The organism is Exiguobacterium sp. UBA1053 (assembly GCF_002316465.1).
Classification (GTDB): domain Bacteria; phylum Bacillota; class Bacilli; order Exiguobacteriales; family Exiguobacteriaceae; genus Exiguobacterium_A; species Exiguobacterium_A abrahamii.
In genome coordinates this window covers 203,863-226,965 of sequence record NZ_DCDO01000018.1, presented here as the reverse complement: position 1 = coordinate 226,965, position 23,103 = coordinate 203,863, and the positions used below count along the sequence as shown (strand labels likewise).

Genomic DNA, 23,103 nt, shown 5'->3' with positions numbered 1-23,103 from the left:
TTTGTAGGTTGCAAGTATTAAAGACATGGTTTACAGCAGACGTCACTCTCGTCCATCTTCGAGTTCAGCAATTCGATTGCCTGGAGGACATGTGCTTTTTCGAAGGAAGTCATTGATGAGAAGATGGAATCAAGATACGTGTTCATCTCTTCGTCAATGGCTTGAGCAACACGTAATCCTTTCTCGGACAGGCGAAGTAGGTGAATTCGCCGATCGTTGATCGCGGGACGCTTTACGAGTAGATCCCGCTTAATCAATGTTTGCACTTGTCGGCTGAACGTAGTGATATCAAGAGCGAGTTGGTCCGCAATTTCTTGCATTGCGGAGTCAGGGTGTTTGGCAACCTGATACAGCAGATGGCTTTGAACGAGAGAAATTTCTTCTTCTAGGACGGCGCAACAATTCTTATTCAATAATCCGAAGCGCCGGGTGAACGTTTGAAATAGTTCACGCGTTTCATTCATGTATAGCTCTCCCTCCGTTATTTTGCTTATGAATCAGTTATACGATATAAACTTGCAAATTGCAAATAATAAATATATGATTTTCTCATATTCAATTGTAAATCAGGGAGGGGGAATTCGATGCTTGTTCGTTCGATGGAAGAGAAAGATCGTAGCACTGTGATAGCTATCTATCGTCAAGGAGTAGAAGAAGGAAACGCGACGTTCGAAACGATGATTCATGAGCAAGAGTGGTGGACAACACTGATGCAATCTGAACGATTCGTTCTAGAGCAAGCTGGAAAAGTGATTGGTTGGGCTAAACTGGGACGTGTTTCTGAACGTCATGTCTATCGTGGCGTACGAGAAATCAGTATATACCTAGAGCGTTCCGCTCGAGGACTCGGCGGTGGACGATTCTTACTAGAGGCATTAATCACCTATGCGGACGCCAACGGGATTTGGACGCTTCAATCACACATGTTTCCAGAAAACATCGCAAGCAGACGGCTGCATGAGCGACTTGGGTTCGAACTAGTCGGTCGACGACGTGCCATCGCACAGCATCATGGTGTCTGGCGAGACACGTTGTTATTGGAGCGACGAAATGACCTCCGGTAATGTAGTGATGTTTCCGCGTTTGATTGTTCATTTCAAATTTTCTAGCATGACCTGCCTTCGTTGAAGCGAGGGTTTTTTAGTTTATCCGTTGATGTAAGAAGGAAAGTACTAAAGACGAATGATGTTACTTAAAATGACGGAGGAGGATGGATGGATGTTGCACGCCTTATTTTTAAACTGCACCTTAAAAGCATCACGTGAACCATCGAATACGGAGGCGCTGATCCGTGACGTGATTGCATATTGGAAACAAGAGGACGTCACTTCAGAAATTGTCCGCATCGTCGATCACCAAGTGGCGTTCGGCGTCACGGAAGACGAAGGCAACGGGGATGAATGGCCCGTGATTTTCGAAAAGGTGAAACGAGCGGACATCGTCGTCATCGGGACACCGCTCTGGCTGGGAGAAAAAAGTAGTGTTGCGACGCAAGTCATTGAACGATTATACGGAGGGAGCGGCTTGACGAACGATCTCGGACAAGCGATCTACTACAACAAGGTCGGTGGCGTCATCGTCACGGGGAATGAAGATGGAGCTAAACATGCGTCCGCTTCCATCTTGTACGGTCTGTCGCATATCGGCTTTACGATTCCGCCGAACGTCGATGCTTACTGGGTCGGTGAAGCGGGACCAGGACCATCGTATATCGAAGCAGGACGGAACAACGATTTTACGAAGCGACACGCACAGTTTTTAGCTGCCAACCTATACCATTTTGCGAAGATGTTAAAGGAACATCCGATTCCAGCAGAAGGGAATGTGATGGAATGAAAAAACAACGTTTAACAGGGTACGGTGTCGCGACATTGTTCGCGATGAGTTTAATGCTTGCGGGTTGCGGAAACGACGAAGCGTCGACGGATAAGGTCGAAGAAGGATCAACGAATTCGAACACGACTGACGACACGATGCAGGACAAGGATACGGTAACGAAAAATGCCGACACCGATTATGGCTTCAACAGTCTGTCGATTGAAGCGGACGTTGATGGGGATAATGATTCCATTGATATTAGCTATGATCGGGATAATGACGGAACGGAAGCGGAATATCGCTATAAAGGAGAGCAAAAGCAAGGAGACGACGCGATGGCGGAACTCGACGCGAAGTTCAAGAACTTAAAGATTGATGCGGGTACATCTGAAAATGAGGTCATCAGTGAGGTCGAGCGTGTGTTTGCGATTCAAGATGCTTCCCGCTTAGAGGTTGAAATCGAATTCTCGGACGGAACTGAAAAAGAATATAAAAAATAAACAATAGGTCTGCGCCCGTAACGGGTGTAGACCTGTTGTCTTAGTGTAGCGTCACATGAGCGAGGACACCGTAATGATCGCTCGGTATAAGCTGATGCGGCAGTCGATGATTTCCGATCAGCTGGACGTTCTGTAAGGTCAACTGTGAAAGCGAACGCTGACAGAGTAACCAATCATATCGAACGGGGCTTGTGATGCCGTCGTTCTTCCTTGCGTACGGATTCGTCACAGAATCAAGCGTTGCGGCGGCAATTTGTCCTGTACGAGCGGCAAAACTACCGGCGAGATCGACCCATTCCTTAAGCGCGGCGTGATGCAGAGCGGAGTGTGGACCATCATTAAAGTCACCGCCTAAGAACTCGATCGTCGTGTCATCCGTTTGCGAGGCAATCCATTCGTTGACGAATCGAAGTTGATCGAGTCGAATGTCTGAAGCACGCCAGTTGAAATGAATGTTCGTCACGGCAAAACGCACACCGTCAATCGAAAACGGGATCCGAATCGCACAGTGGTGGTTGATGTTTGCTGTCGCAGCGGCACTCGAATCGGTTCGTTCAAACGGCAATTTCGTCAGAATGGCAAGTCCTTCGTCCGGTGAATCCATGTAAGGATCCATCATCCAATACGGATAACCGGTCGCCTCTGCGAGGTGCTCAGCGATCGAGACGAATGGTTCATCCGGATGAAACGTCGACATGACTTCTTGCAGAAGGAGAACGTCCGGTTGGTGTTGCTTGATCTCCGCGCATAACGCCTCGAACCGTTTTTGTCGTTTGTGCGGGTGATGCCAGATGTTATATGTCGCAATCGATAATGAAAGACTCATAGCTGTAAGCCCATCAACACCGTATCGTAAAAGCAACCGTCCGATAATAACCGGTCATGACGCAGTCGTCCTTCTTTTTGAAATCCATGTCGCTGATAGAGGCGAATGGCGCCGAGGTTCGTCTCGACGACTTCGAGCTGAATTTTTTGCAGGGATTGCGCTTTTGTCCAAGCAATCATTCGTTCCAGCAGTTGGGTACCGATTCCTTGCCCCCAGTCGAATTGAAGTACACCGAGTCCAAATGATGCCTTGTGCGCGAAACGTTTTAAATGAAAACCACGACACCGGGCGTAGGCGATGAGTCGTCCCTCGCGCTCGACGACGAGGATACGATCTGGAACCGAGGAATCGCGTAACTGATCTGCGAAATCCGTCGCCGTCATCACGTCCTCACCAGGCATTCGGTCGAAGTATTCCGTTTCCGCATCGAGTGTTTGGCGGAGTTCAGAGAGGGCTTCAGCGTCACTAAGTCGAGTCGGTCGAATCTGGTACCGTTGTGTATCGAACGAGTGGTGCATCGTCTGCATATGTAATCCTCCGTTCTAGATGGAATATGCTATCATTATGGCAGTAATGGTATCATTTGTAAATTTAAGGAGAGAAGAAATGAAAATTCAAACTGGAATGAAGGAAGATAGGACATTCATCCGCGAGCAATTGATTGCCTACAATCGGCAATATGTTCCTAAAGCCTTATATGAACAATCGGAAGAACTTTGTTTTACAGCATATAATGAGAAGGGCGAATGCATCGGAGGAATTACCGCGTCTTACGGTTGGCAACACATTCATGTCCAGTTCCTTTGGGTGAGCGATACAGCACGACAGGCAGGTGTCGGAACCCGCCTGCTGCAAGCAATCGAAGGATATGCGAAGGAAGCAAGGTGTACGAAAATTCTTTTGGACACGTTTGATTTTCAAGCACCAGACTTTTACCGCAAGCATGGTTATGAAGAGTATGGACGACTGACCGATCATCCATCGATTGGACAAACTCAATACTTCTTCGTCAAGCGGCTTTAACGACGGACATGGACAATCCATGCCGTCATATACGTGAGTGTTCCAACCGAGAGAATGAGAGCGATCGCATAGAACGGAAACGCTGGAAACAGTTGTAGTAACGGCTGTTCAAACAAGAAAGCAATCATCAGGACAGGAAGGCTGATCATAAAAGCGACGTACGCTGCGCGGGTCGCTTTACCGGTGATTTGTGCCTCACGTTCATCGGAGTCGGAAAATTCTGCTGTCGCAAACGAATGCGAACGGTCTTCTCGTAAGAAATAGCTGACGATCGAAAGAATAATCGCAATCACTAGCACTGGAAGGACACTCATTAGATTCAATTTCAGCGACAATCCCGTACCGGATACAGGATCATCTTGAAATAACTGCAGATTCGCATGAATGGCACTAATGAGATAAGCAGCTAAAAAGTAGAGACAACAATTAAGTAAAGATTGAGTGACGACACGTTTCATCAGGATTCCTCCTCTAATTGAAATAGTTCCTCGATCGGGCAATCAAAGACGCGGGCAATCTGCATCGCGAGTAAGAGCGACGGCGTATAGCTCCCTTTTTCAAGCGAGATGACGGTTTGTCGGGTCACACCGATTCGTTCCGCGAACTGCTCTTGTGTCCACTTGTGCTGTTGACGATAGAGGCGGACATGGTTCGTCAGTTTCATCTGACGACCTCCTTTCCAGTTGTTTACATTGTAAAGTCAGTTTTACATTTTGTAAAGTAGACTTTACGTCATGTATTTAAAAAATGGAGCTGACTCAAAAGTCAACTCCTCAGACTGAAGACAAATCGTAATTTTTCTTTTAACGAAAAGGATTGCGCTTTTTTTGTTCATCTCGAATCGTTTTACTAGGGCAAGCATCGCGTCGCTTCGCTTCGCTGCAGGTTCGCTCTTGCTTGTTTTTCCCTAGGAAGCGATATGGAGTGAACAAAACGCTTCTCTGATCCTTCTTCCGGATATAAAAAAATGACGCATTACACGCCACTCCTACAGGAAAAAGCGCGATTTTGCGCTGTCAGAGACAAACAAGACCCGTTTTCCTGCTCGAACGGAGCGGGAAAACTGGCTTGTGTCTCGCCTGAGGAAAGGGCGTGAAAAGACGCGTCATTTTTTGGGATCAGTCATCTGAAGCCCACGTGAACATTAAAATACGTAAGGTGTCAAAATGACAGCCATGAGACAGGCGAACGTCGTCCATCCCTGATGATAACGTAAGGATAAGAAAAGCGTAATCAGCCCAGAGATCGTCATACCGGATAAAATCCATCCTAGCCAAAACTCCGTGCTATTCGAAGCAATCGGGATGCTTAATAAGTAAGCTGTCGCGTGTGGAAAGAAACCGATGGTATCTAACAGGATACCGCCAAAGACACCCATTAGCAGCAAGCCGATCGACAGACGAAATAGTGCGTTGCGTTTAATCATATGCATACTCCTATTCTGTTTGGTTGACGCAAGAAATCCTACTGTTGCGCCTATTCAATATGTTTCTACAAAAAGCGATGAATTCCTTTCTGTTATCTATCCCTGAACTTTATCAAAAATCCTCGCTTCTGCACATCGATCGGAATATTCAGATAATTATCGGGTATTCTTTTGAAAACGCCATCGCCGATTCAGTGGAGAGGAGAAGAGAAGATGATGCCTGAACTGATACCGGATGACCGGGAGCTCGAACGAAGGATTCGGATCGTCCATCTGTTGCGAAAACTGGGGAAGACGGACGAAGCGATTGCCCGATCCTTGTATGTTTCAATTGAATGGGTTCAATCAATTTATGAGGAAGACGACTGGCAGCAAATGCAATCATCCTAAGGCAAGGACGTCTAGTCCTTGTTTTTTCGCGTGTTCCGGTATACTAAAACAAGTATCTCAAATCGAGAGGATGAAATGAAATGAACGTTGCCATCATAGGAGCAGGAATCAGTGGTTTGTATCTCGCGACGCGTATGCAGGAACTTGGACACGCCGTGACGATCTATGAAGCACGTGACCGAATCGGCGGTAGAATCGAGACGATTGATTTCAACCTAGCCGGGCAAGCATATGCGTTTGATCTTGGACCGACTTGGTTTTGGCCGGACAGTGAACCACTGATGGTCGATTTGATCCATCGATTCGATTTACCGACACTGGAACAATATGCGACGGGAGCGCTTCGACTCGAACGGGCTGACGGCATCGAGTCACATCTGGTTGCGAATCAACCGACGGCGCTTCGCCTTCGTGACGGAATCCGCTCCGTTGCTACGGCACTTGCTGCACGACTCACACCGGGAACGATTCGACTCAAGTCTCCGATCAGCCAGATTGATGTCATGAACCGGATTCTCGTCAGTTCAGGAAGGAAAAGTCGACCGTGCGACGAGATCGTCCTCGCACTACCACCACGTCTAGCGGCAAGACTATCGTATGTGCCAGCTTTACCTGAAGCAGTCTTGGATGAACTCGAAGCATTACCGACTTGGATGAACTCGAAGCATTACCGACTTGGATGGCACAGCAAGCTAAATGTCTGATTCTTTACGAGAAACCGTTTTGGCGTGATTCAGGCTGGTCCGGTCAGGCAATCAGCTGGACTGGGATGGTGCAAGAGATTCATGACGCTTCCCCACTAGACGGACCGGGAGCGTTGTTCGGTTTTTTACGGACACAAGCACGTGAACGACAGTTATTGACCGAGGCGGAAATCAAGGAAACCGTACTCGCGCAGCTGGTTCGTCTGTTCGGTGAACAAGCGCGTCAGTCGATTGGTTGGGCATATAAAGACTGGTCGACGGATAGTTGGACAGCAACACGAGCCGATGCAGCACCGCTCGTGGATTTCCCGGCATATCATGCCATCAATCTCGGAGTGGAGCATGCAGCGATTTCATTGATTGGGACAGAGACCAATCCGAGTCATGGTGGACACTTAGAAGGCGCATTACGATCCGTTGAACGTTATTTAAAAAAGAGAGGAGCAGAAAAATGATCGAGACGCTACATTATGATGTGTTTACATCGACGCCAGGAAGCGGTAATCCAGCTGGGGTCGTCTTAGACGCCGATCAATTAACTGAGCCGGGAATGCAACGAATCGCTCGGATGAATGGCTTTACCGAGACGACGTTCGTCCTGGCTTCCGAGCAAGCGGACTATCGCATGCGCTACTTTGCACCGGAACGAGAAATGGATTTATGCGGCCATGGTACGATCGCTGCATTAACGGCACTCAATTCAAAGATCCGTTTATCTACGATATGTCAGATTGAGACAAAGTCAGGCATCTTGCCTGTGATGCGTTTAGCGAACGGCATGTTTCGCTTGCAACAAGGACAACCACAATTACATCAGTTTGACGGTGACATAAAGCAAGTTCTAGCCGCGATTGGTCTCGAATTGAAACATCTCGATGACCAATGGCCAATCGTATACGGCAGTACTGGGAACTGGACACTGATCCTTCCCATTCGTCGAATTGAGGACTTCCACCGGATGATGCCGGATAACCAACGCTTTGCCACCGTGTTGACCGACTTCCCACAAGCCTCGATTCATCCGATTTGTCTCGATACGTATAACCGACAAGCGACGATGCACGGACGTCACTTCTCAGCAACGGGAGCAGGAAGCATCGAAGATCCGGTTACGGGAACGGCGAGTGGTGTGATGGGCGTCTACTACCGAAAATTCATCCAGCCACTTGAAACGGAAACTGCGATCATCGTCGAACAAGGACACGAGATGGGACGACCCGGTCAGGTCGGAATCCGTATTTCTGGCGAAGGTCTTGATCACAGCCAATGGAAAGTCGAGATGGACGGGCAAGCCGTCTTTGTCGGCGTCAAGAGAGCGGGAGAGGAAGAGACAGATGTTGAAACACTTCATTTGGGATTTTGATGGCACCTTGTTTGATACATATCCGGTGTTAGTCGATGTGTTCGTGGAATTGCTCGAGCGTGAGGGACGAACGGTTGAACGCGAGCAAGTAGCAGAGCTGATGGCGATCTCGGCAAAAACGACGTATGAGGCGTTTGGTGTGTCCGAAGCGTTCATTCTGAACTACAAGCAACAAAAGATGATCATCGAACAAGAACAGTCTGAACCGTTTCTCGGAATCCGTGAACTGCTAGAGGCGTTATCGACGAGAGGTGCGACGCATCATATCGTCACCCATCGTGGAACATCGATTCATGCGTTGCTTGCAAAACATGGGTTGACGCATCATTTTCAAGACGTATTGACGGCACCGGATGGATTCGCCCGAAAACCGGATCCGGAAGCTGTCACGTATTTAGTCAATCGGCACCAGATGGCACGAGACGAGACAATCATGATTGGAGACCGGGAACTCGACGTCTTAGCCGGACATCGTGCCGGTATCAAGACGTGTTTGATAAGCGAACATACGAGTCAGACCGTTGCGACCTATACTGTAACGTCGCCCGGTCGATTAAAGGAATTGTTACTGACATAAAAACAGCCCCGCTTCCAGTGATGGAAACGGTGCTGTTTTTTAAGAAGACAATCGATCTGCTTCGGTTGCTTCAGCGCGTGGTGCACGCCAGAAATACGTCAGGAAAATACCGACTGCGAGCATGGCTGTCGCAAAATAGAACGGATAGTTCAAATTGACGTCAAAGAGTATTCCACCAACGATCGGTCCGAGAATGTTGCCGATGCTCGTAAACATCGAGTTCATTCCGCCGACGAATCCCTGTTCATTTCCGGCAATCTTCGAAAGATAGGTCGTGACAGCGGGTCGCATCAAGTCGAAACCGACGAAGACGACCATCGTCACGAGAATGATCGAGAGATAGTTCGTCACGAACGTCATCAAGACGACGAGCAGTGTCGAACCGATCAAGCTGTACCGGATCAACCGAATCTCACCGAACCAGCGTGTCAAACGATCGAACAGTCCAACTTGGACGATGACGCCGACAATCGCACCGAGAGAAATCGCAAGCGCAATGTCCTTCGCCGTGAAGCCGAACTTCCGGTCGACGAACAAGGCGAATAACGACTCGAATGAGGCAAGACCGAACGATGAGATCAACAGAACAAGAAAAGCGATGAAATAGAGCGGACTGAAGACTTTCCGGAAACCCGTCTGTTGTTTGACCGTCGTTGTCTCGTAGTGACGTTCCGGTTCCTTAAGCGTAAAGACGGATAACACCATCGCTGTCAAACCGAACGCAGCAGCAAAGAAGAACGGCGTCCGCGAGCCGAGGTCAGCGAGGAACCCACCGATCCCCGGTCCGATGATGAAACCGGTCGAGATGGCAGCAGACATATATCCGAGCGCTTTCGGACGAGTCTCGTTCGTCGTGATATCAGCGATGAATGCCGTGACGGCTGGCATAATGAAAGCCGCACTGACACCACCGAGAATCCGTGACGCGAACAGGACTTCGACGCTTTGACCGAGACCGAATAAGAGCTCGGACATGCTGAAGATGAATAAACCGATGATGATCATCGGTTTACGTCCGTACTTGTCAACGGCACGTCCCGCGAGTGGTGAAAGAATCAGTTGCGCAAAGGCAAAGGCGGAAACCATGTAACCGACTGTCGCCCCGGAGATGTTCAACTCGTTCATGATCGTCGGTGTGACGGGAATGACGAGTCCGATACCTAAAAAGGCGATGAATAAGTTGAGCAGGAGTGTACTTAAAATCAATGTATTGTTTTGCATAGTTCACCTCAATAGAATTAAATCGTTTTTGACATACCGCGCCAGACGATCGGCCAGACAGCTTGCTGTCGAGCGTGAAACGCGTCGACACCGTTGTAGACGAGTTCCGTCAGCGTACCTTCCGCAACCGTCAGATAGGCGAGAGCGGCACTTTTGTAATCCGTCGAATAGAGAATCTGTTCCGTTCGGTCTCGTTCGCGTAGTAATCGCGTTAATAGATCGTGCAGTGAATCGAAAAACGGATTGAAGCGGTCCGTCATTTCTTGTTCGAGCTTCTCCGGTGGAAAATAGGCAGCCCGAAGGATGAATCGCATCAGGATATCGTCTTGCTGTTCCGAAATGAACCAATCGAAGAAGCCGTGCAGCGATTGCTCGAGCGGCTGCTGTCGCGTATTCGTGAAATACGTTGCGAAGCGGCGCTTTTGTTCTTGCAGGGCGTACGTCGTCGCTTGCAGGAACAGATCGTCCTTCCCTTTATAGTGCGCATAGATCGATGGCTTTTTTATGCCGACCTCTGTCGCAATTTCTTGCAGCGATGCCCCTTCATAGCCATGCGCGGCAAAATGATGGATGCTCGTCTGTAACAATTGTTGAGCTTTCAGATGAATCACCTTCCTAACGGTCGTTAGGTAACACTGTAACAGTAAATTTCAAATAGAGTCAATCAGATTGTCTTATCGCACAAAAAAACTGACTCCGCGATGGCGGAATCAGTTAGGAAGGAATCATTATTTATTCATGACACGACCGCGTGTTGCGACGCGTGAACCGACGATTCCTGCGAATGACGTGAAGATGAGTGTCAGAAGCAGTCCGACGAACGCCCAGATCGAAACTTTTGACGCCGTTTGTGTCGCTTGTTCCGTTTGCTCGCGGACATCTTGGACCGTTTTCTTGAGGTCAGCCGATGTCTCATCAAGCGTTTGTTTGGCGTTTTCGATTTGTTGCGTCGTTTCTTTTGTTGCCGTGTTGAGACCATCGACGATATTTTGTGTCGCTTCTTCCGCCTCAGCACCTGTCAAATCGGTGTTTTTTGCGACTGCGTCAGCGATTTTATCTTCATCGACTGATTTCTCGATTTTTTCAGCTCGTGCTGTCAACGAATCACCGAGATCCTGGACGATCGTATCGAAGTTTTCTGGTTTCGTGATTGCTTCCTTACCAGCAGCCGTGACGTCTTCTTGAACAGCGTCAAGTTCATTCTGCAAGTAACCTGGTTGCAATTCTTTGATGTCCGTATCTTTTAAGATTTCGTCGACGTTCCCTTCAAGTTCTTTCGTATCAACTTGTGACACGTTTTTCGTAATCGAATCGAATCCTTTCGTCGCAGCGTCTTGTGCTGTTGAAGCAACGGATCCGATACCGTTACCAGCCGCACCACCGACTGTCCCGAGTAGTGAGCCGACCGATTGTAACGTATTGACCGTCGTGAACGTCAAAAGAGCGAACAAGAGGATGACGCTCGTCGACCATGTCAAGAAACCGTGGACGAGACCGGCACGTGCCGACGTCACACCGGAGACGAATCCGGCAACGAACAGCGAGATGAGCAATGAAAGGATTGCCCAGATGATCAAGCCCGTTCCAACACCATCGAACGGGTTATTCGACGTGACGTCCGTGACGCCGAGTCCGATCGCTGAACCGATTAAACTAAATAAGATCAATAAAGATAGAAATGATACCACACCTGCAAAAATCGAGCTCCATGAGATGTTACGACCTGCTCCGTCCGCTTCCGCTCGGAAATGCGACGAAAAGCCTCTGTTTGTTTTTTCCATACTAAGCACTACCTCTCCCCAAATTGGTCTTTCAAGTTCGAGATGTTCATGAATGTAAAAGCTTCATCTCAAGTTTCTTACGCGCATAGCTCTTATATAACCGGTAACTAAATAAGAGAAACCTAGTATTACAGGTACATGATTAATGGTCGTCTGAACTTCAACGAAGTGATATTGGTTGCGTTTGAAGAAAAAGCATCGTACACTCTTATCAAGTGTCACGTTATACTGTACAGTTTAAAATCAAAAGGAGGTGATCCCCCGCTTCTAGGGGGATACAAGTTGGACATCGTCTTAACACTGAATTTGTTGTTGCTCGTCGTATTGATTGGTTTGACTGCGTTTTTCGTCGGTTCGGAATTTGCTGTAGTTAAAGTCCGGATGTCACGTCTCGACCAGATGGTGCAAGAAGGAAAAAAGGGAGCAGTACTTGCGAAGAAGGTCGCAGGAGATCTCGATTATTACTTGTCGGCCTGTCAGCTTGGTATTACGATCACTGCACTTGGTCTGGGTGCACTCGGAAAACCGACCGTCGAGAAATTGTTGACACCGGTCTTTGATGAACTCGGTGTCGCCGTTGCGCTCTCAACGCTTCTCTCATACAGTATCGCTTTCATCTTCGTCACGTTTCTCCACGTCGTCATCGGAGAACTCGCACCGAAGACGCTCGCGATCCAGTATGCGGAACGGATGACGTTATTACTGGCGCCGTCACTCTATGTATTCGGAAAAGTCATGTATCCATTCATCTGGATCATGAACGGTTCGGCCCGTGTCCTCTTGCGGATGTTCGGTGTGAAACCAGCCGGTCACGAACAAGCCCATTCCGAAGAAGAGTTGAAGATCATCATGGCTCAAAGTTTTCAAAGTGGTGAGATCAATCAATCGGAACTCGCCTTGATGCAAAACGTCTTTGCGTTTGATGAGCGTGTCACACGTGACATCATGGTGCCACGGATGAACATGATGGTCATTTCGGACGAGATGAGTTGGGAAAATCTATTACAGACGATGTCTGACAATCCGTATACACGTTACCCGGTCAGTGAAGGAACGGATAAGGACCGGATTAGTGGTTATATCAACGTCAAGGAAGTGCTCGCCCATCACGCGGTACAAGACGAACGAGAACTTGCATCGTTCCTTAAACCGTTGCCGGTCGTCTCGGAATTGACACCGCTGCAAGAAACGATCTTGAAGATGAAGCAGACACGGTCACACATCGCTCTCGTCATCGATGAGTATGGTGGGACATCTGGTTTGATCACGATGGAGGACATTTTGGAGGAAATCGTCGGTGATATCCGAGATGAATTCGATGAAGCGGAGCAAGCTGATATCGAACAGTTACCGGACGGATCGTACCGTTTGGCCGGAACCGTCCTATTAGTTGAGATCGAAGAACGATTTGGTCTTCGTTTCACTGAATCAGAGGCAGTCGACACGATTGGTGGGTATATCCAATCACGGACGGCCGCTTTTGAAGAGGGAACCCTCGTCACAGATGAGGCGTTTACGCTTGAGATTTTGCGTTCTGCTCAATACCAGATTCAGGATGTCAAGTTAACAGTGACGGCGCGTTAACAGAAAGATCCGTTTTGCTTAGTAGTTCAATCTACTGAGCTGGCGGGTCTTCTTTTATCAAACGAGGTCTTAGCGCGTTCATCAAAGAGAAGTATGATAATATTCCAGACCGACGAGCTCGCGAATCGATAAGATTTGGCGATAAAGCGAGAGTATATCTACTAGATGCTCAGGAAAGTGGTCTCTTTAATCAACAAACGTTCAAGGTTATACATAATTATTGTGATTTTCCATTCAATTGTTAGAAGTTCGAGACGATATAAGGAATGAAGTTCACAAATAAACGAGGGAGAGAAGCATATGAAATGGTTCGCGAAATCAGCATCACCTTCCTTTGAAGCGCTCATTGAAGTCGAACACACGCATGTCATATTGAATGTTCCAGCATCCTTACATGAACAATTACGTCTAATCGGTCTACACGCCATCGATTTACAAATTGCACGAGTCATCCGCGAAGATGTATCCAGTTGGATGCCGAGCATGGTCGATGCGTTCTACGAGGAGCTGGTCCGGGTTCCGTCTCTCCGTCAGTTGATTGAACAGCATTCGACACTCGAACGATTGAAAGGCACCCTCGCTCGGCACATCCTGCAAATGTTCGATGGTCAGGTGACAATGGACTACATCGAAGCTCGGCGCCGAATCGCTGAGCGGCATGTTCAAATCGGTTTGCATAATAAATGGTATATTGCCGCATTCCAAAAAGTCTGGAACGTTCTCAGTGAGAAGATTGACGACAGTGCTTGGCCGGAAGCAGAGCGCGTCCGAATCATGCGGGCAGCGGGCAAACTCTTCAATCTCGAACAACAAATCGTCATGACGATGTATGAGGATCAAATCGATGAAGAACGCCAAGCGATCGCGACAGCAAAACAACACGTCGGGGATGGCGTTCAAAAATCGACCGAGGAACTCGCTGCGATGAGTGAGGAGTCGTCAGCGAACTTCCAGGAGATTGAACGGCACGCCAAACACGTCTCAACGACGACAAACGCGATTTCGATCCAGTTGACGGAAGCGGTCAGTGAAGCAGAAGCGGGTGTCGTCCTCGTCGAAGAGGAGACACGTCGCTTTGAACATGTCGTTGCAGATTTATCACGGACGACCGAACAAGTCGCTGAACTGTCCCGTCTGTCGCAGGAAATCGAACGGATCGCTGGGATGGTGACGACGATTTCTGATCAGACGAACCTTCTCAGCTTGAACGCCTCGATCGAAGCGGCACGTGCCGGGGAGATGGGACGCGGGTTCACTGTCGTTGCGCAAGAAATTCGGAAGCTTGCCGAAGAGAGTAAACAGTCGGCAACAGAGACGTCGCGGATCGCCCAAGAGATTACACAAAAGATGCTCGTCGTCTCAGAGCGGATGGGAACGACGGAGACAGCGGTCGTCCGGACGACGACAGAGATGCAACAAGTCGTCCGTGCCTTCTCACGGATTTCGGAACAGACCGACAATGTCTCGCGGCAAATTCATGAACTATCGACCGATACGAAGGATGTCGCCGGCACGATCGAAGGCATGCGTAAGATTGCAGAAGCGATTGCTGAGACAGCGGATGACTTACAAGAAGTCGCAGCAACCTTATAAGTGATCCCTCCTTTCTACGGGAAAGGAGGATTTTTTTGTCGTTTTATGGAAAAAAGAAAGTGGAGGTGTGAAGGATTCATGATGAAAAGTCTTGGATTGATTTTTGTATGTATGATCGCTTTTGTAGGAAATTACGTGATAGCAGGTGATCTCGCTCCACGGGAGTTCTATGCCTTACTCGGTTTAATGGGTGTCGCTTTCTTGACCGGTGGGATTGAATGGTGGGAAATCCGGCGCGATTTACGTTATCGGGGAGTAGAAGAGGGGATATCCGTTCGCTTAGCAGACCGGGCGAGCCGAAAGACGAATACGGTCTTTCTCGCGCATGAACGATGGCTGACGTTCTCACGTCGTTACGCCACGTGGTGGCAGGCAATCCTTGCGCGCTTCGAAAAGTTCGAATCATTTTTCCTTGACGTGACGTTCGAAGGAGACGGGGAACAATTACAAATTAAAGAGACAAGGACGGAGTGGCTCCGCAATACGACACATTTTGTGATTCGTAAAGACGGACGCGATGTCGGAACAATCCGCACCGATGCGGCACTGCGTCAGCAACTGCAGCTGCAAGAAGTCTTACTCGTCTCGTATGCCGATCAGGAGTATCAGATTCGGTCCTCGACGCTTACGCGAAAAATCGGCGTCTATCAAAACGGGGATTGTATCGCGACGGGGTCACGACACGGGGCGCGACTCGTCTTTGACTGTGACACGAATGAACGTCTCCTAGCCGTCGCCAGTATGATCGTCTTTCGACTTGTTTATTCGAAGTGATTTTATTTCAAATACCTAATTGAAAAAGGAACTATTATGATTCAATTTCAAGGAAGTCCAGCATTACAGACTGAACGACTACGATTACGGAAGATCCAACTGGCTGACACGGAAGCTATGTTTCAGAACTGGTTATCGGACGATCGTGTCATGCGCCATTTGATCAAGGGACCACACGAGACGATGGCGCAAACGAAGGCACGCGTAATGGAAATCCTCGCTTCTTACGAAGAGGACACCTTTTGCTACTGGGGGATGGAAGAGAAGCGCAGTGGGACGTTGATCGGTGTCATCGATCTATTCGCTTTTGATGCGGCGACGGATCACTGTGAGGTCGGCTATTGCATCGGATTCGACTGGTGGAATAACGGATACGGTAGTGAGGCGTTAGCTGCCGTCCTTGCCTTCGGTTTTCAAGAGATGCAGATCCATAAGATTTCTGCCGCCCATAATATCGACAATCCAGCTTCCGGACGGATCATGCAGAAGGTCGGCATGATTCAAGAAGGAACGGTACGGGCGATGATCCGCAACGCGGCAGGGGAGTATAAGGATTGTGCGATCTATGGGTTGCTTCGTGAAACATATGACTTACATAACGAATGAGGTGTGATACGTTGCAAGAAGTGACATTGTATCGAAATTTTGACGAACTGGCAGATGATGTATTGGAATTAGCGAAAGAGATTCTACCTGATCAATTGTTGTATTTAACGACAATCGAAGAAGACCAACAAATGATTTTACGGCTCTCGAACAATCATCGACGAATCGAGATTCGGGCAGGACAAGTGTTCGAGATGGAACAGACACTATGTCGTCACATCAATTTTGAACAGAACGAGCCCATCTGGTATGAATCCGTCAGCGATGACGAGCGCTTAGAAGATATGCAGGACACATTAAAAGCGCTACAGATCGAGTCCTATCTCGGGATTCCAATCAGTTTAACGAATGGTCAAACCTTTGGTACGTTGTGCGCTGTCCATGATGAAGCAAGTCAATTCGAAGAGAAAAGCATTCAACTTCTCCAACGGATCGCGAAACTGTTTTCGTATTACCTTGAGCTCGAACAGTTTGCTTGGAAGGACACGCTAACACAATTGTATAACCGACGTTATTTGACGAGACAGTGGGAAACGGAACAGCAACATTCCGGTGCGCTGTTTTATCTTGATCTCGACGGATTCAAGCAAGTGAACGACGTGTATGGGCATGAGACCGGCGACAAAGTCTTGATCGACGTCGCGAAACGACTACAGGATAGTACACGTTCTTATAAAGACGCGTTTTCTGTCCGTATCGGAGGAGACGAGTTCTTGATTCGTTTCACCCATCAGAGGACGAAAAAGGAGTACGAACGAATTGCGCAGCAGCTCCTTCAGAAACTTGGAACATGGCAGACGCCATACGCTGTCTCGACCAGCATCGGGATCGTGCTATTTGATGATGAAACCATTAAGCTAAAAACGATCATTCAACATGCAGACCGTGCGTTATATGCCGCAAAAAAAGACGGTAAGAATACGTTTCGTTTTGCGGATGCTGTCTCACATCGCATCCAATAATCAACGAAAAAACGCGATGTTTCCTCACAAGTAGGAGCATCGCGTTTTCAATTAACCGGTCTTTCGAATCGATTCGAACAAGCGTCCCTTATAGACATCAGCGATCGTATTGAGGAACGTCTCGCTCAGTTTTTTCGGGAAGAACGGTTTTGCATAGACATACTGGTAGGCTTTCTTCAAATCATCCCATTGTGTACACGGTTCGGTTTGACGGAACCTTGCGACATCGATGATCCGTGTTCCATTTGCCGTTAACAAAATATTGCGTAGATGAATATCTGATGGATTAAGACCTACGGCGCGTGCCTCTGCTAGCGCTGCATCGACAGTCGTTAAGACGGATTCTGGAATATAGGTCCCGCTGACGAGGCATTCGAATAACGTTTGTCCCTCGATGTATTCGAGCACAAGGTAATCGGGTCCATATTCGAACATCCTCGCATACGTCGAAAACGTCGTCAGTTGTTCATAAATGCCGCCTTCTAACTCAGCGAGAGGACGAAATGACGGATAGAACTTCTTGATGACGCGGTCGGTGCCACGAACCCGGAATACATAGGCGCTACGACCGGTGCCGATCCAGTCGAGCTCTTTTGGGAGATGTTCGATCGTACAGACCGGTCCCGTTTCTTTCAACTGAATCAAATCGGCTAACTCAGCGTCTGTCTTCACTGTTGCCACTTCCTTTCGCTCTGCTTGATCGTATGTTCATTATACGCTCATCTGACGGGAAAAGTTTCAAAAATCATTCGTGTGTGAAAGTTTTGAACATTTTGTGATATGCTAAAAATGCTACACTGTTACATACTTCAAGGGGGTCTCTAATCATGTCAACGACACAACAATGGCGCGACCATTTTGATGGTCTTCGCGCATACGAAGAAGCCGTCGCATTACTATACTGGGATATGCGGACATACATGCCGGATCAAGGTGCAGCGAACCGTTCCGCTTCAATCGGATTCCTCTCAACAGAGAGCTTCCGTCGCCGGACAGGAAAAACGTACCAACAATTACTGGCAGCGATGGAGCAAGAGACGCTGACGGGCATCGAAGCGATCTCGTTCGCGAAAGCAAAAGAAGCATTCGATCGCGACTCGAAGATTCCAGAAGCCGAGTATCAAACGTTCATCACGTTGATCTCTGAGGCAGAGAGCGTCTGGGAAAAGGCGAAGGACGCGAATGATTGGTCGATGTTTGAACCATACCTCGAGAAAATCGTCGCGATGGAGCGCCAGTTTGTTGAGTATTGGGGTTATGACGCGCACCCGTATGACGCGCTCCTGCATGACTATGAACCTGGGATGACGGTCGCGACACTCGATCCATTGTTTGCGGAACTCCGTCAAGCGATCATCGGTTTGCTCGGTCAGCTCGAAGGAAAAGACTTCCCGACGCTTGACTGGTCAGCGGACCGCGAGACACAGATCGCCTTGAACCAAGAGTGGCTCCTCGATATCGGCTATGACTTCACGTCTGGTCGCTTGGATGAGACGGTCCATCCGTTCCAGACGACGATCAACCGGAAGGACGCACGCATCACGACGAAATACGATGAGAACGACTACCGGAACTCTGTCTTCGGCACGATGCATGAAGCCGGACACGCGACGTATGAGCAAGGCATCGAACCGGAACTCGATTCACTCGGTCTCGGTGACGGCGCTTCGATGGGGATTCACGAATCACAATCGCTGTTCTTTGAGAACTTCATCGGACGTAACCAAGGCTTCCTCGAAGCTCGCTATCACGGCTTGCAACAAGCGATCCCATCACTGGCTGACGTCCCGTTCGAACGGTTCTATGCCGCGGTCAATGAAGTCAAACCGTCACTGATTCGGATCGAAGCCGATGAATTGACGTATGCGCTTCATATCATCATCCGCTATGAGCTGGAAAAACGCTTGATGACGAAAGAGCTCGAAGTCAAGGATCTTCCGCAAGAATGGAACCGCCTCTATAAAGAGTATCTCGGTGTGGATGTGCCGAGTGACGCAAAAGGCGTCTTACAGGACGTCCATTGGTCAGGTGGCTCGTTCGGTTACTTCCCAAGTTACGCGCTCGGTCTCGTTTATGCGGCACAGCTGAACGAAGCGCTTCGTCGTGACGTCGATAACGTCGATGGTCTAATCGCGGCGGGAACACTCGCTCCAATTAAAGGCTGGCTGAAAGAGAACATCCACCGTCACGGGAAATCGAAGACACCTGCTGAACTGATCGAAGCAGCAACGGGTCAATCGATCTCTGTCGCACCACTCGTCAACTACTTGACGAAGAAATACACGCGTGTCGTCGAGGCACTCTGATGTTATGGTTTGCACACCGCGGCGTCAGTGACCGTTTTCCGGAGAACACGCTCGAAGCCATCGCTGCTGCGATTGAAGACGACGTCGATGGGGTCGAATTCGATGTCCATTTCTCAAAGGACGGTGTCGGTGTCATCATTCACGATGAGACCGTCAACCGGACGACGAACGGGAAGGGGCGCGTCATCGACATGACGGTTGCCGAACTGCAGGCGCTGGATGCTGGAGCACGATTCAAAGGGGAACCGATCAAGACGAAGATTCCGACGCTTGACGAAGTCCTCGCAATCCTTGCACCAGTGACCCTGCGGCTCAACATCGAGCTGAAGACGGATACGATCCGCTATGACGGGCTTGAAGCGTATGTCCTTGAACGCTGTGCAGCGCACGGCATCGCGACCGACCGATTGTTATTCAGTTCGTTCAACCATTATTCGGTTGCCTTGATCCGGAAGCTCGACCCAAGCGTCGAGACGGCGATTCTCTATCCGTATCCGATCTATCATCCGGAAGAACAAGCCCTCCGAATTGGTGCGACCGGGATCCATCCCGATTATCGACGGGTGACGGAAGCGGACGTCGCGTTCGCTCATGCGCAAGACGTCACGGTCCGGGTCTATACCCCGAAGACGGTCGAGGATGTCCGGCAGATGCAGCGGATCGGCGTCGACGCCGTCATCGTCAATGATCCAAAAGGGATGCGCGATACACTCGAAGGATGAGGAGGAGGAAGGGATGCGCAAGGAATACGTATTCGTCATCAGTTTGTCGCTCGTCGCTTTATTCGTCGGACTTCAGCTTGGCTTTGCCCGCTTGCCGGAACCAAAACCGAAGCAAGTGACAACGACACCGATGCGCCCTGCGGATTATCAGGCAGGACTTGCGTCAGCGAAACGGGAACTGAAGCAGATTCAGCGCTTCACCTTGAAAAGCACCCTTCCTGCAGATGGAACGACGGTGACCTGGATCTATGAGACCCCATCCGATGAACGAATTGCGGTCGATTGGTATTACGTCGAGAGTTATCCGGAAGAACAAGTCCAGATGACACGAAACGAGACATCCCGGATCATCTCGTACGAACGCTATTTAATCGTCATCCGACCGATTTACGGAACGGTCGTCGATAGTGAACTGGAACAGTTCGCTCTTCGCTTTACAGGTTACTTCACGACACAACAACAGGGGGAAAACGATGTCAGGTAAAATCATTCTCTTGATTGGTGGATCGGGCAGCGGAAAGTCCTCCCTGATCAAACGTCTGCGGACGGAATACGCGCACGTCCGGTTCATCCCGTCGGTGACGACCCGACCGAAACGACCGACGGAGATTGATGGAGCAAGCTATCATTTCGTCGACGTCAAGACGTTCCAACAATTGATCCAAGACGACGGCTTCATCGAATACGCCCACGTCCACCGGGCGTGGTACGGGACACCGCGTCAAGCGTATGTCGATGTCCTCGAACAGGATCAAATCGTCATCAAGGACATTGATCCGAAAGGGGCGGCGAACTTCAAGCGTTTGTTTGGCGACCAAGTGATCACGATTTTCGTCTCGGTCCCACCCGACTTGATGAAGGAACGACTGTTGATGCGCGGGGATACACCGGAGTTTGAAGCGCGACTCGTCGATTACGAGGAAGCGTGGAAAGACCGCGATCATTATGATTATATGATTGAAAACATCGATTTTGAGACAGCGTATGCCGATCTGCTTGAGATCATTGCTGGCTACATTCCACAGGCATGACGAAGAGGACGCAAGATGCGTCCTCTTTTTGGTTTCAGAAAGGAGTCTCCATGCTACCTACGCATCCCTTACTCACGAACGTTGAGAGCGAAAGACAGTTATCTGGACGATCGCGCCAAGCCGTCTGGTCCGTCAAGACAGCAACAGCGCACTACATCGTCAAGGTCGTGACGGACCCGTCTAGTCGTCAATTTGAACGAGAAGCCGCTTTAGCGATTCCAAAACAAGCAGAATTGTCTCATGCCTTACCGCTAGCGACCGGACGGACCGCAACGACTGCTTACGGTATCTATCCGTACCTCCCCGGACAAACCGTTCGAAGTGTGCTCGAGGAGTCACCGGAATTAGCGCCCCGACTCGGTCAGGAGACAGGGCAAGCGTTGAGACGCATTCATGACGTCACCGCACCGAGCGGAATAACGTCATGGAGCGAACGTTGTCAGGCGAAACACGATCGCTATCGCGCGGCGATTGATGGGTTGCTTGAGCCAACGTGGATCGAGCGTCTGGATCGATTCATTAGCGAGCGGATTCCGTTACTTCAGGCACGTCCGAATCGATTGCAACATGATGACGTTCATCTCGATAATCTCCTTGTCGAGGATGGGCATCTTTCCGCCTTCCTTGATTACGGGAACCATGATTATGGCGATCCGTGGCATGACTTCGTCAAATGTGGTCTGTTTCAGGTCGAGACGAGTCCGCTATTTGCCCGTCACATGATTGAAGGGTATTTCGAGAACGAAGTACCGTCCGACTTTTGGCGAATGTATAGTCTTTACATGGCAATGGTCGTCTTCTCGGCACTCGTCTGGGCGAAGCGGTTCGATGCAGACGGGTTGGAGGCGATGCAACGACGTGTCCAGCGAATCATTCAGGATCATGCTGGATTTCAGCGGGACATCCCGCTTTGGTATGAGACTTGAACAGCAAGGACAACAAAAACATGATGCGTTCGTCTCTCTTGACTGAGAAACGAACGCATCATGTTTGGTCTGAATCATATATTCGAAGCGATACTTACCACTCGAAGCCTTCTTCACTATACTTGCCGTTCGAATTGAAGAATCGTTCTTCTGTTTTACCGTTTACCGTACTCGTATAAATGACGTAGACGTCGAGATGATCATTTTGATCCGCCATCTTTTTAGCAGCTTTCTTAGCATCGGCTTCAGTCGTATAGGTCTCTGACTTGCTTGCCTTGCCGTGTTTTTCTTGTCCTTGTTCTTCGTAACCTTCTACTGTCCATACTTTTTTTGATGACATCCTTAACTTCCTTTCCTGCCAAAAGCGAGTCCGCTTGGCTGTTACATTATGCTGTGCAAAACGAGCACTCGTCAACCGTTGCCGTTCATTCTTTGACGATCTCGTCCAAATGATCGGCATAATAACGGATTGCTCGGTCAAATGTCTGGATCGAGGCGTCCGACGACGTCGTAGCAATACTCTTTAGCAACCGACCGACCGCCTGATCGGCTTGACCGAGATTGTACTCCGTCATCGCAAGGAAGGCTTGCAGGGCGTGGGCGTTCGGAAATTCAATTAACGCACGATGGAACACGTCTGACGCAACTTCGAACTGACCGATGACACGATATGTACTGCCGAGCCCGATATATGCCTGCAGGCGGTCCTCACCTGCAAGACCGAGCGCTAGTGCTTGTTCATAATAGGGAACAGCAGCATGTTCCTCACCGAGACTATCATGACACCACGCCATCTGATAGAGGACGGTCGGGTCGTTAGGTGCCGTCTCGACATACTGACGGACGACTGCCTTCGCTGCTTCATATTGCCCCGTCTGTCGTAACTGTTGCACCGATTCGAAATCAAACATCGCGTTTCCTCCTCATTTATAAACTAAAAAACAGACCCGGTCGTCCTGACCGGATCCGT

The 23,103-nt window shown here is 49.2% G+C and carries 31 protein-coding genes; 19 read left to right on the top strand and 12 right to left on the bottom strand.

Translation table 11 applies throughout. The features are described from left to right. Positions 1-17: 17 nt before the first annotated feature. Positions 18-464 (bottom strand): MarR family winged helix-turn-helix transcriptional regulator, encoded by a 447-nt coding sequence (locus B3G15_RS14920; protein ID WP_290722124.1) that lies wholly within the window; start codon positions 462-464, stop codon positions 18-20. Between the two features lie 120 nt (positions 465-584). Between B3G15_RS14920 and B3G15_RS14915 the strand changes: the two genes are divergently transcribed. The 3 genes from B3G15_RS14915 to B3G15_RS14905 all read left to right on the top strand — a co-directional run bounded on the left by B3G15_RS14915 (position 585) and on the right by B3G15_RS14905 (position 2,318). Beyond that, the gene (locus B3G15_RS14915; protein WP_075642314.1) at positions 585-1,064 is read left to right on the top strand and encodes a GNAT family N-acetyltransferase; all 480 of its coding nucleotides are present in this window, start codon (positions 585-587) and stop codon (positions 1,062-1,064) included. A 154-nt stretch (positions 1,065-1,218) separates the two neighbouring features. After that, positions 1,219-1,836 (top strand): flavodoxin family protein, encoded by a 618-nt coding sequence (locus tag B3G15_RS14910; RefSeq protein WP_055968026.1) that lies wholly within the window; start codon positions 1,219-1,221, stop codon positions 1,834-1,836. Beyond that, positions 1,833-2,318, top strand: a complete 486-nt coding sequence (locus B3G15_RS14905; RefSeq protein WP_290722121.1) for a YusW family protein — start codon at positions 1,833-1,835, stop codon at positions 2,316-2,318. Before B3G15_RS14910 ends, B3G15_RS14905 begins: the two co-directional genes overlap by 4 nt. A gap of 40 nt (positions 2,319-2,358) precedes the next feature. Here B3G15_RS14905 and B3G15_RS14900 read toward each other — a convergent pair whose 3' ends face one another. Together B3G15_RS14900 and B3G15_RS14895 are read right to left on the bottom strand one after the other, a co-directional pair. After that, complete coding sequence (locus tag B3G15_RS14900) at positions 2,359-3,144, bottom strand: endonuclease/exonuclease/phosphatase family protein (RefSeq protein ID WP_290722119.1); 786 nt, start codon at positions 3,142-3,144, stop codon at positions 2,359-2,361. After that, a complete protein-coding gene (locus tag B3G15_RS14895) occupies positions 3,141-3,671 on the bottom strand; it encodes a GNAT family N-acetyltransferase (RefSeq protein ID WP_290722118.1) in 531 nt (176 codons plus the stop codon). Before B3G15_RS14895 ends, B3G15_RS14900 begins: the two co-directional genes overlap by 4 nt. Before the next feature lie 79 nt (positions 3,672-3,750). Here B3G15_RS14895 and B3G15_RS14890 point away from each other — a divergent pair, with 79 nt between their 5' ends. Continuing rightward, positions 3,751-4,167: a GNAT family N-acetyltransferase gene (locus B3G15_RS14890; protein WP_069940664.1), complete on the top strand. Its 417-nt coding sequence runs from the start codon at positions 3,751-3,753 to the stop codon at positions 4,165-4,167. Here B3G15_RS14890 and B3G15_RS14885 read toward each other — a convergent pair. The 3 genes from B3G15_RS14885 to B3G15_RS14875 form a co-directional block, all read right to left on the bottom strand. Further along, positions 4,164-4,625 carry a hypothetical protein gene (locus B3G15_RS14885; RefSeq protein ID WP_069940665.1) on the bottom strand — a complete coding sequence of 154 codons (462 nt, stop codon included), beginning with the start codon at positions 4,623-4,625 and terminating at the stop codon, positions 4,164-4,166. The genes B3G15_RS14890 and B3G15_RS14885 overlap by 4 nt on opposite strands. Then, entirely contained in the window at positions 4,625-4,831 is a 207-nt protein-coding gene (locus tag B3G15_RS14880; protein ID WP_023468270.1) for a helix-turn-helix transcriptional regulator, read from the bottom strand. The genes B3G15_RS14885 and B3G15_RS14880 overlap by 1 nt, the downstream gene beginning before the upstream one ends. Positions 4,832-5,311: 480 nt before the next feature. After that, complete coding sequence (locus B3G15_RS14875) at positions 5,312-5,593, bottom strand: hypothetical protein (protein WP_069940666.1); 282 nt, start codon at positions 5,591-5,593, stop codon at positions 5,312-5,314. A 213-nt stretch (positions 5,594-5,806) separates the two neighbouring features. Here B3G15_RS14875 and B3G15_RS14870 point away from each other — a divergent pair, with 213 nt between their 5' ends. The 5 genes from B3G15_RS14870 to B3G15_RS14850 all read left to right on the top strand — a co-directional run bounded on the left by B3G15_RS14870 (position 5,807) and on the right by B3G15_RS14850 (position 8,627). Continuing rightward, entirely contained in the window at positions 5,807-5,983 is a 177-nt protein-coding gene (locus tag B3G15_RS14870) for a hypothetical protein (RefSeq protein WP_169738094.1), read from the top strand. Positions 5,984-6,063: 80 nt separating this feature from the next. Further along, positions 6,064-6,687, top strand: a complete 624-nt coding sequence (locus B3G15_RS14865) for a flavin monoamine oxidase family protein (protein WP_290722112.1) — start codon at positions 6,064-6,066, stop codon at positions 6,685-6,687. After that, on the top strand, positions 6,633-7,142 hold the full coding sequence (locus tag B3G15_RS14860; RefSeq protein ID WP_290722110.1) for an FAD-dependent oxidoreductase: 510 nt from the start codon (positions 6,633-6,635) through the stop codon (positions 7,140-7,142). Before B3G15_RS14865 ends, B3G15_RS14860 begins: the two co-directional genes overlap by 55 nt. Further along, on the top strand, positions 7,139-8,050 hold the full coding sequence (locus B3G15_RS14855; RefSeq protein WP_290722109.1) for a PhzF family phenazine biosynthesis protein: 912 nt from the start codon (positions 7,139-7,141) through the stop codon (positions 8,048-8,050). The genes B3G15_RS14860 and B3G15_RS14855 overlap by 4 nt, the downstream gene beginning before the upstream one ends. After that, entirely contained in the window at positions 8,022-8,627 is a 606-nt protein-coding gene (locus tag B3G15_RS14850; protein ID WP_290722108.1) for an HAD-IA family hydrolase, read from the top strand. Before B3G15_RS14855 ends, B3G15_RS14850 begins: the two co-directional genes overlap by 29 nt. A 39-nt stretch (positions 8,628-8,666) precedes the next feature. Here B3G15_RS14850 and B3G15_RS14845 read toward each other — a convergent pair whose 3' ends face one another. The 3 genes from B3G15_RS14845 to B3G15_RS14835 all read right to left on the bottom strand — a co-directional run bounded on the left by B3G15_RS14845 (position 8,667) and on the right by B3G15_RS14835 (position 11,629). Further along, positions 8,667-9,848, bottom strand: a complete 1,182-nt coding sequence (locus B3G15_RS14845; RefSeq protein WP_214860208.1) for an MFS transporter — start codon at positions 9,846-9,848, stop codon at positions 8,667-8,669. Between the two features lie 17 nt (positions 9,849-9,865). Continuing rightward, positions 9,866-10,459, bottom strand: a complete 594-nt coding sequence (locus tag B3G15_RS14840; protein ID WP_290722106.1) for a TetR/AcrR family transcriptional regulator — start codon at positions 10,457-10,459, stop codon at positions 9,866-9,868. Between the two features lie 117 nt (positions 10,460-10,576). Continuing rightward, positions 10,577-11,629 (bottom strand): hypothetical protein, encoded by a 1,053-nt coding sequence (locus B3G15_RS14835; protein WP_035397417.1) that lies wholly within the window; start codon positions 11,627-11,629, stop codon positions 10,577-10,579. A gap of 282 nt (positions 11,630-11,911) precedes the next feature. On the opposite strand from B3G15_RS14835, the gene B3G15_RS14830 reads away from it, so the two are divergent. The 5 genes from B3G15_RS14830 to B3G15_RS14810 all read left to right on the top strand — a co-directional run bounded on the left by B3G15_RS14830 (position 11,912) and on the right by B3G15_RS14810 (position 17,148). Further along, the gene (locus B3G15_RS14830; RefSeq protein ID WP_069940671.1) at positions 11,912-13,213 is read left to right on the top strand and encodes a hemolysin family protein; all 1,302 of its coding nucleotides are present in this window, start codon (positions 11,912-11,914) and stop codon (positions 13,211-13,213) included. Between the two features lie 300 nt (positions 13,214-13,513). Then, positions 13,514-14,806 (top strand): globin-coupled sensor protein, encoded by a 1,293-nt coding sequence (locus B3G15_RS14825; protein WP_069940672.1) that lies wholly within the window; start codon positions 13,514-13,516, stop codon positions 14,804-14,806. A 135-nt stretch (positions 14,807-14,941) separates the two neighbouring features. After that, positions 14,942-15,580, top strand: a complete 639-nt coding sequence (locus B3G15_RS14820) for a hypothetical protein (protein ID WP_290722103.1) — start codon at positions 14,942-14,944, stop codon at positions 15,578-15,580. Between the two features lie 36 nt (positions 15,581-15,616). After that, the gene (locus B3G15_RS14815) at positions 15,617-16,186 is read left to right on the top strand and encodes a GNAT family N-acetyltransferase (RefSeq protein ID WP_069940674.1); all 570 of its coding nucleotides are present in this window, start codon (positions 15,617-15,619) and stop codon (positions 16,184-16,186) included. 20 nt (positions 16,187-16,206) lie between these two features. Further along, positions 16,207-17,148 carry a sensor domain-containing diguanylate cyclase gene (locus B3G15_RS14810; protein ID WP_231925725.1) on the top strand — a complete coding sequence of 314 codons (942 nt, stop codon included), beginning with the start codon at positions 16,207-16,209 and terminating at the stop codon, positions 17,146-17,148. Positions 17,149-17,199: 51 nt separating this feature from the next. Here the strand turns inward: B3G15_RS14810 and B3G15_RS14805 are convergent, their stop codons facing one another. Continuing rightward, positions 17,200-17,820, bottom strand: coding sequence for a hypothetical protein (locus B3G15_RS14805; protein WP_056061341.1), 621 nt, complete (start codon positions 17,818-17,820; stop codon positions 17,200-17,202). 155 nt (positions 17,821-17,975) lie between these two features. On the opposite strand from B3G15_RS14805, the gene B3G15_RS14800 reads away from it, so the two are divergent. From B3G15_RS14800 to B3G15_RS14780, 5 genes are read left to right on the top strand one after another with little or no spacing between them, the layout of a single operon-like run. Further along, entirely contained in the window at positions 17,976-19,454 is a 1,479-nt protein-coding gene (locus tag B3G15_RS14800) for a carboxypeptidase M32 (protein WP_069940676.1), read from the top strand. After that, positions 19,454-20,176 carry a glycerophosphodiester phosphodiesterase gene (locus tag B3G15_RS14795; protein ID WP_064300967.1) on the top strand — a complete coding sequence of 241 codons (723 nt, stop codon included), beginning with the start codon at positions 19,454-19,456 and terminating at the stop codon, positions 20,174-20,176. The genes B3G15_RS14800 and B3G15_RS14795 overlap by 1 nt, the downstream gene beginning before the upstream one ends. Positions 20,177-20,189: 13 nt before the next feature. Further along, a complete protein-coding gene (locus B3G15_RS14790; RefSeq protein WP_023468285.1) occupies positions 20,190-20,660 on the top strand; it encodes a hypothetical protein in 471 nt (156 codons plus the stop codon). Next, entirely contained in the window at positions 20,650-21,207 is a 558-nt protein-coding gene (locus tag B3G15_RS14785; protein WP_029341679.1) for a guanylate kinase, read from the top strand. Before B3G15_RS14790 ends, B3G15_RS14785 begins: the two co-directional genes overlap by 11 nt. Before the next feature lie 50 nt (positions 21,208-21,257). Then, complete coding sequence (locus tag B3G15_RS14780; protein WP_069940677.1) at positions 21,258-22,133, top strand: phosphotransferase family protein; 876 nt, start codon at positions 21,258-21,260, stop codon at positions 22,131-22,133. Positions 22,134-22,227: 94 nt separating this feature from the next. Here the strand turns inward: B3G15_RS14780 and B3G15_RS14775 are convergent, their stop codons facing one another. Then, positions 22,228-22,473 carry a hypothetical protein gene (locus tag B3G15_RS14775; protein WP_029341681.1) on the bottom strand — a complete coding sequence of 82 codons (246 nt, stop codon included), beginning with the start codon at positions 22,471-22,473 and terminating at the stop codon, positions 22,228-22,230. 85 nt (positions 22,474-22,558) lie between these two features. After that, a complete protein-coding gene (locus B3G15_RS14770; protein ID WP_069940678.1) occupies positions 22,559-23,044 on the bottom strand; it encodes a tetratricopeptide repeat protein in 486 nt (161 codons plus the stop codon). Positions 23,045-23,103 lie beyond the last annotated feature (59 nt).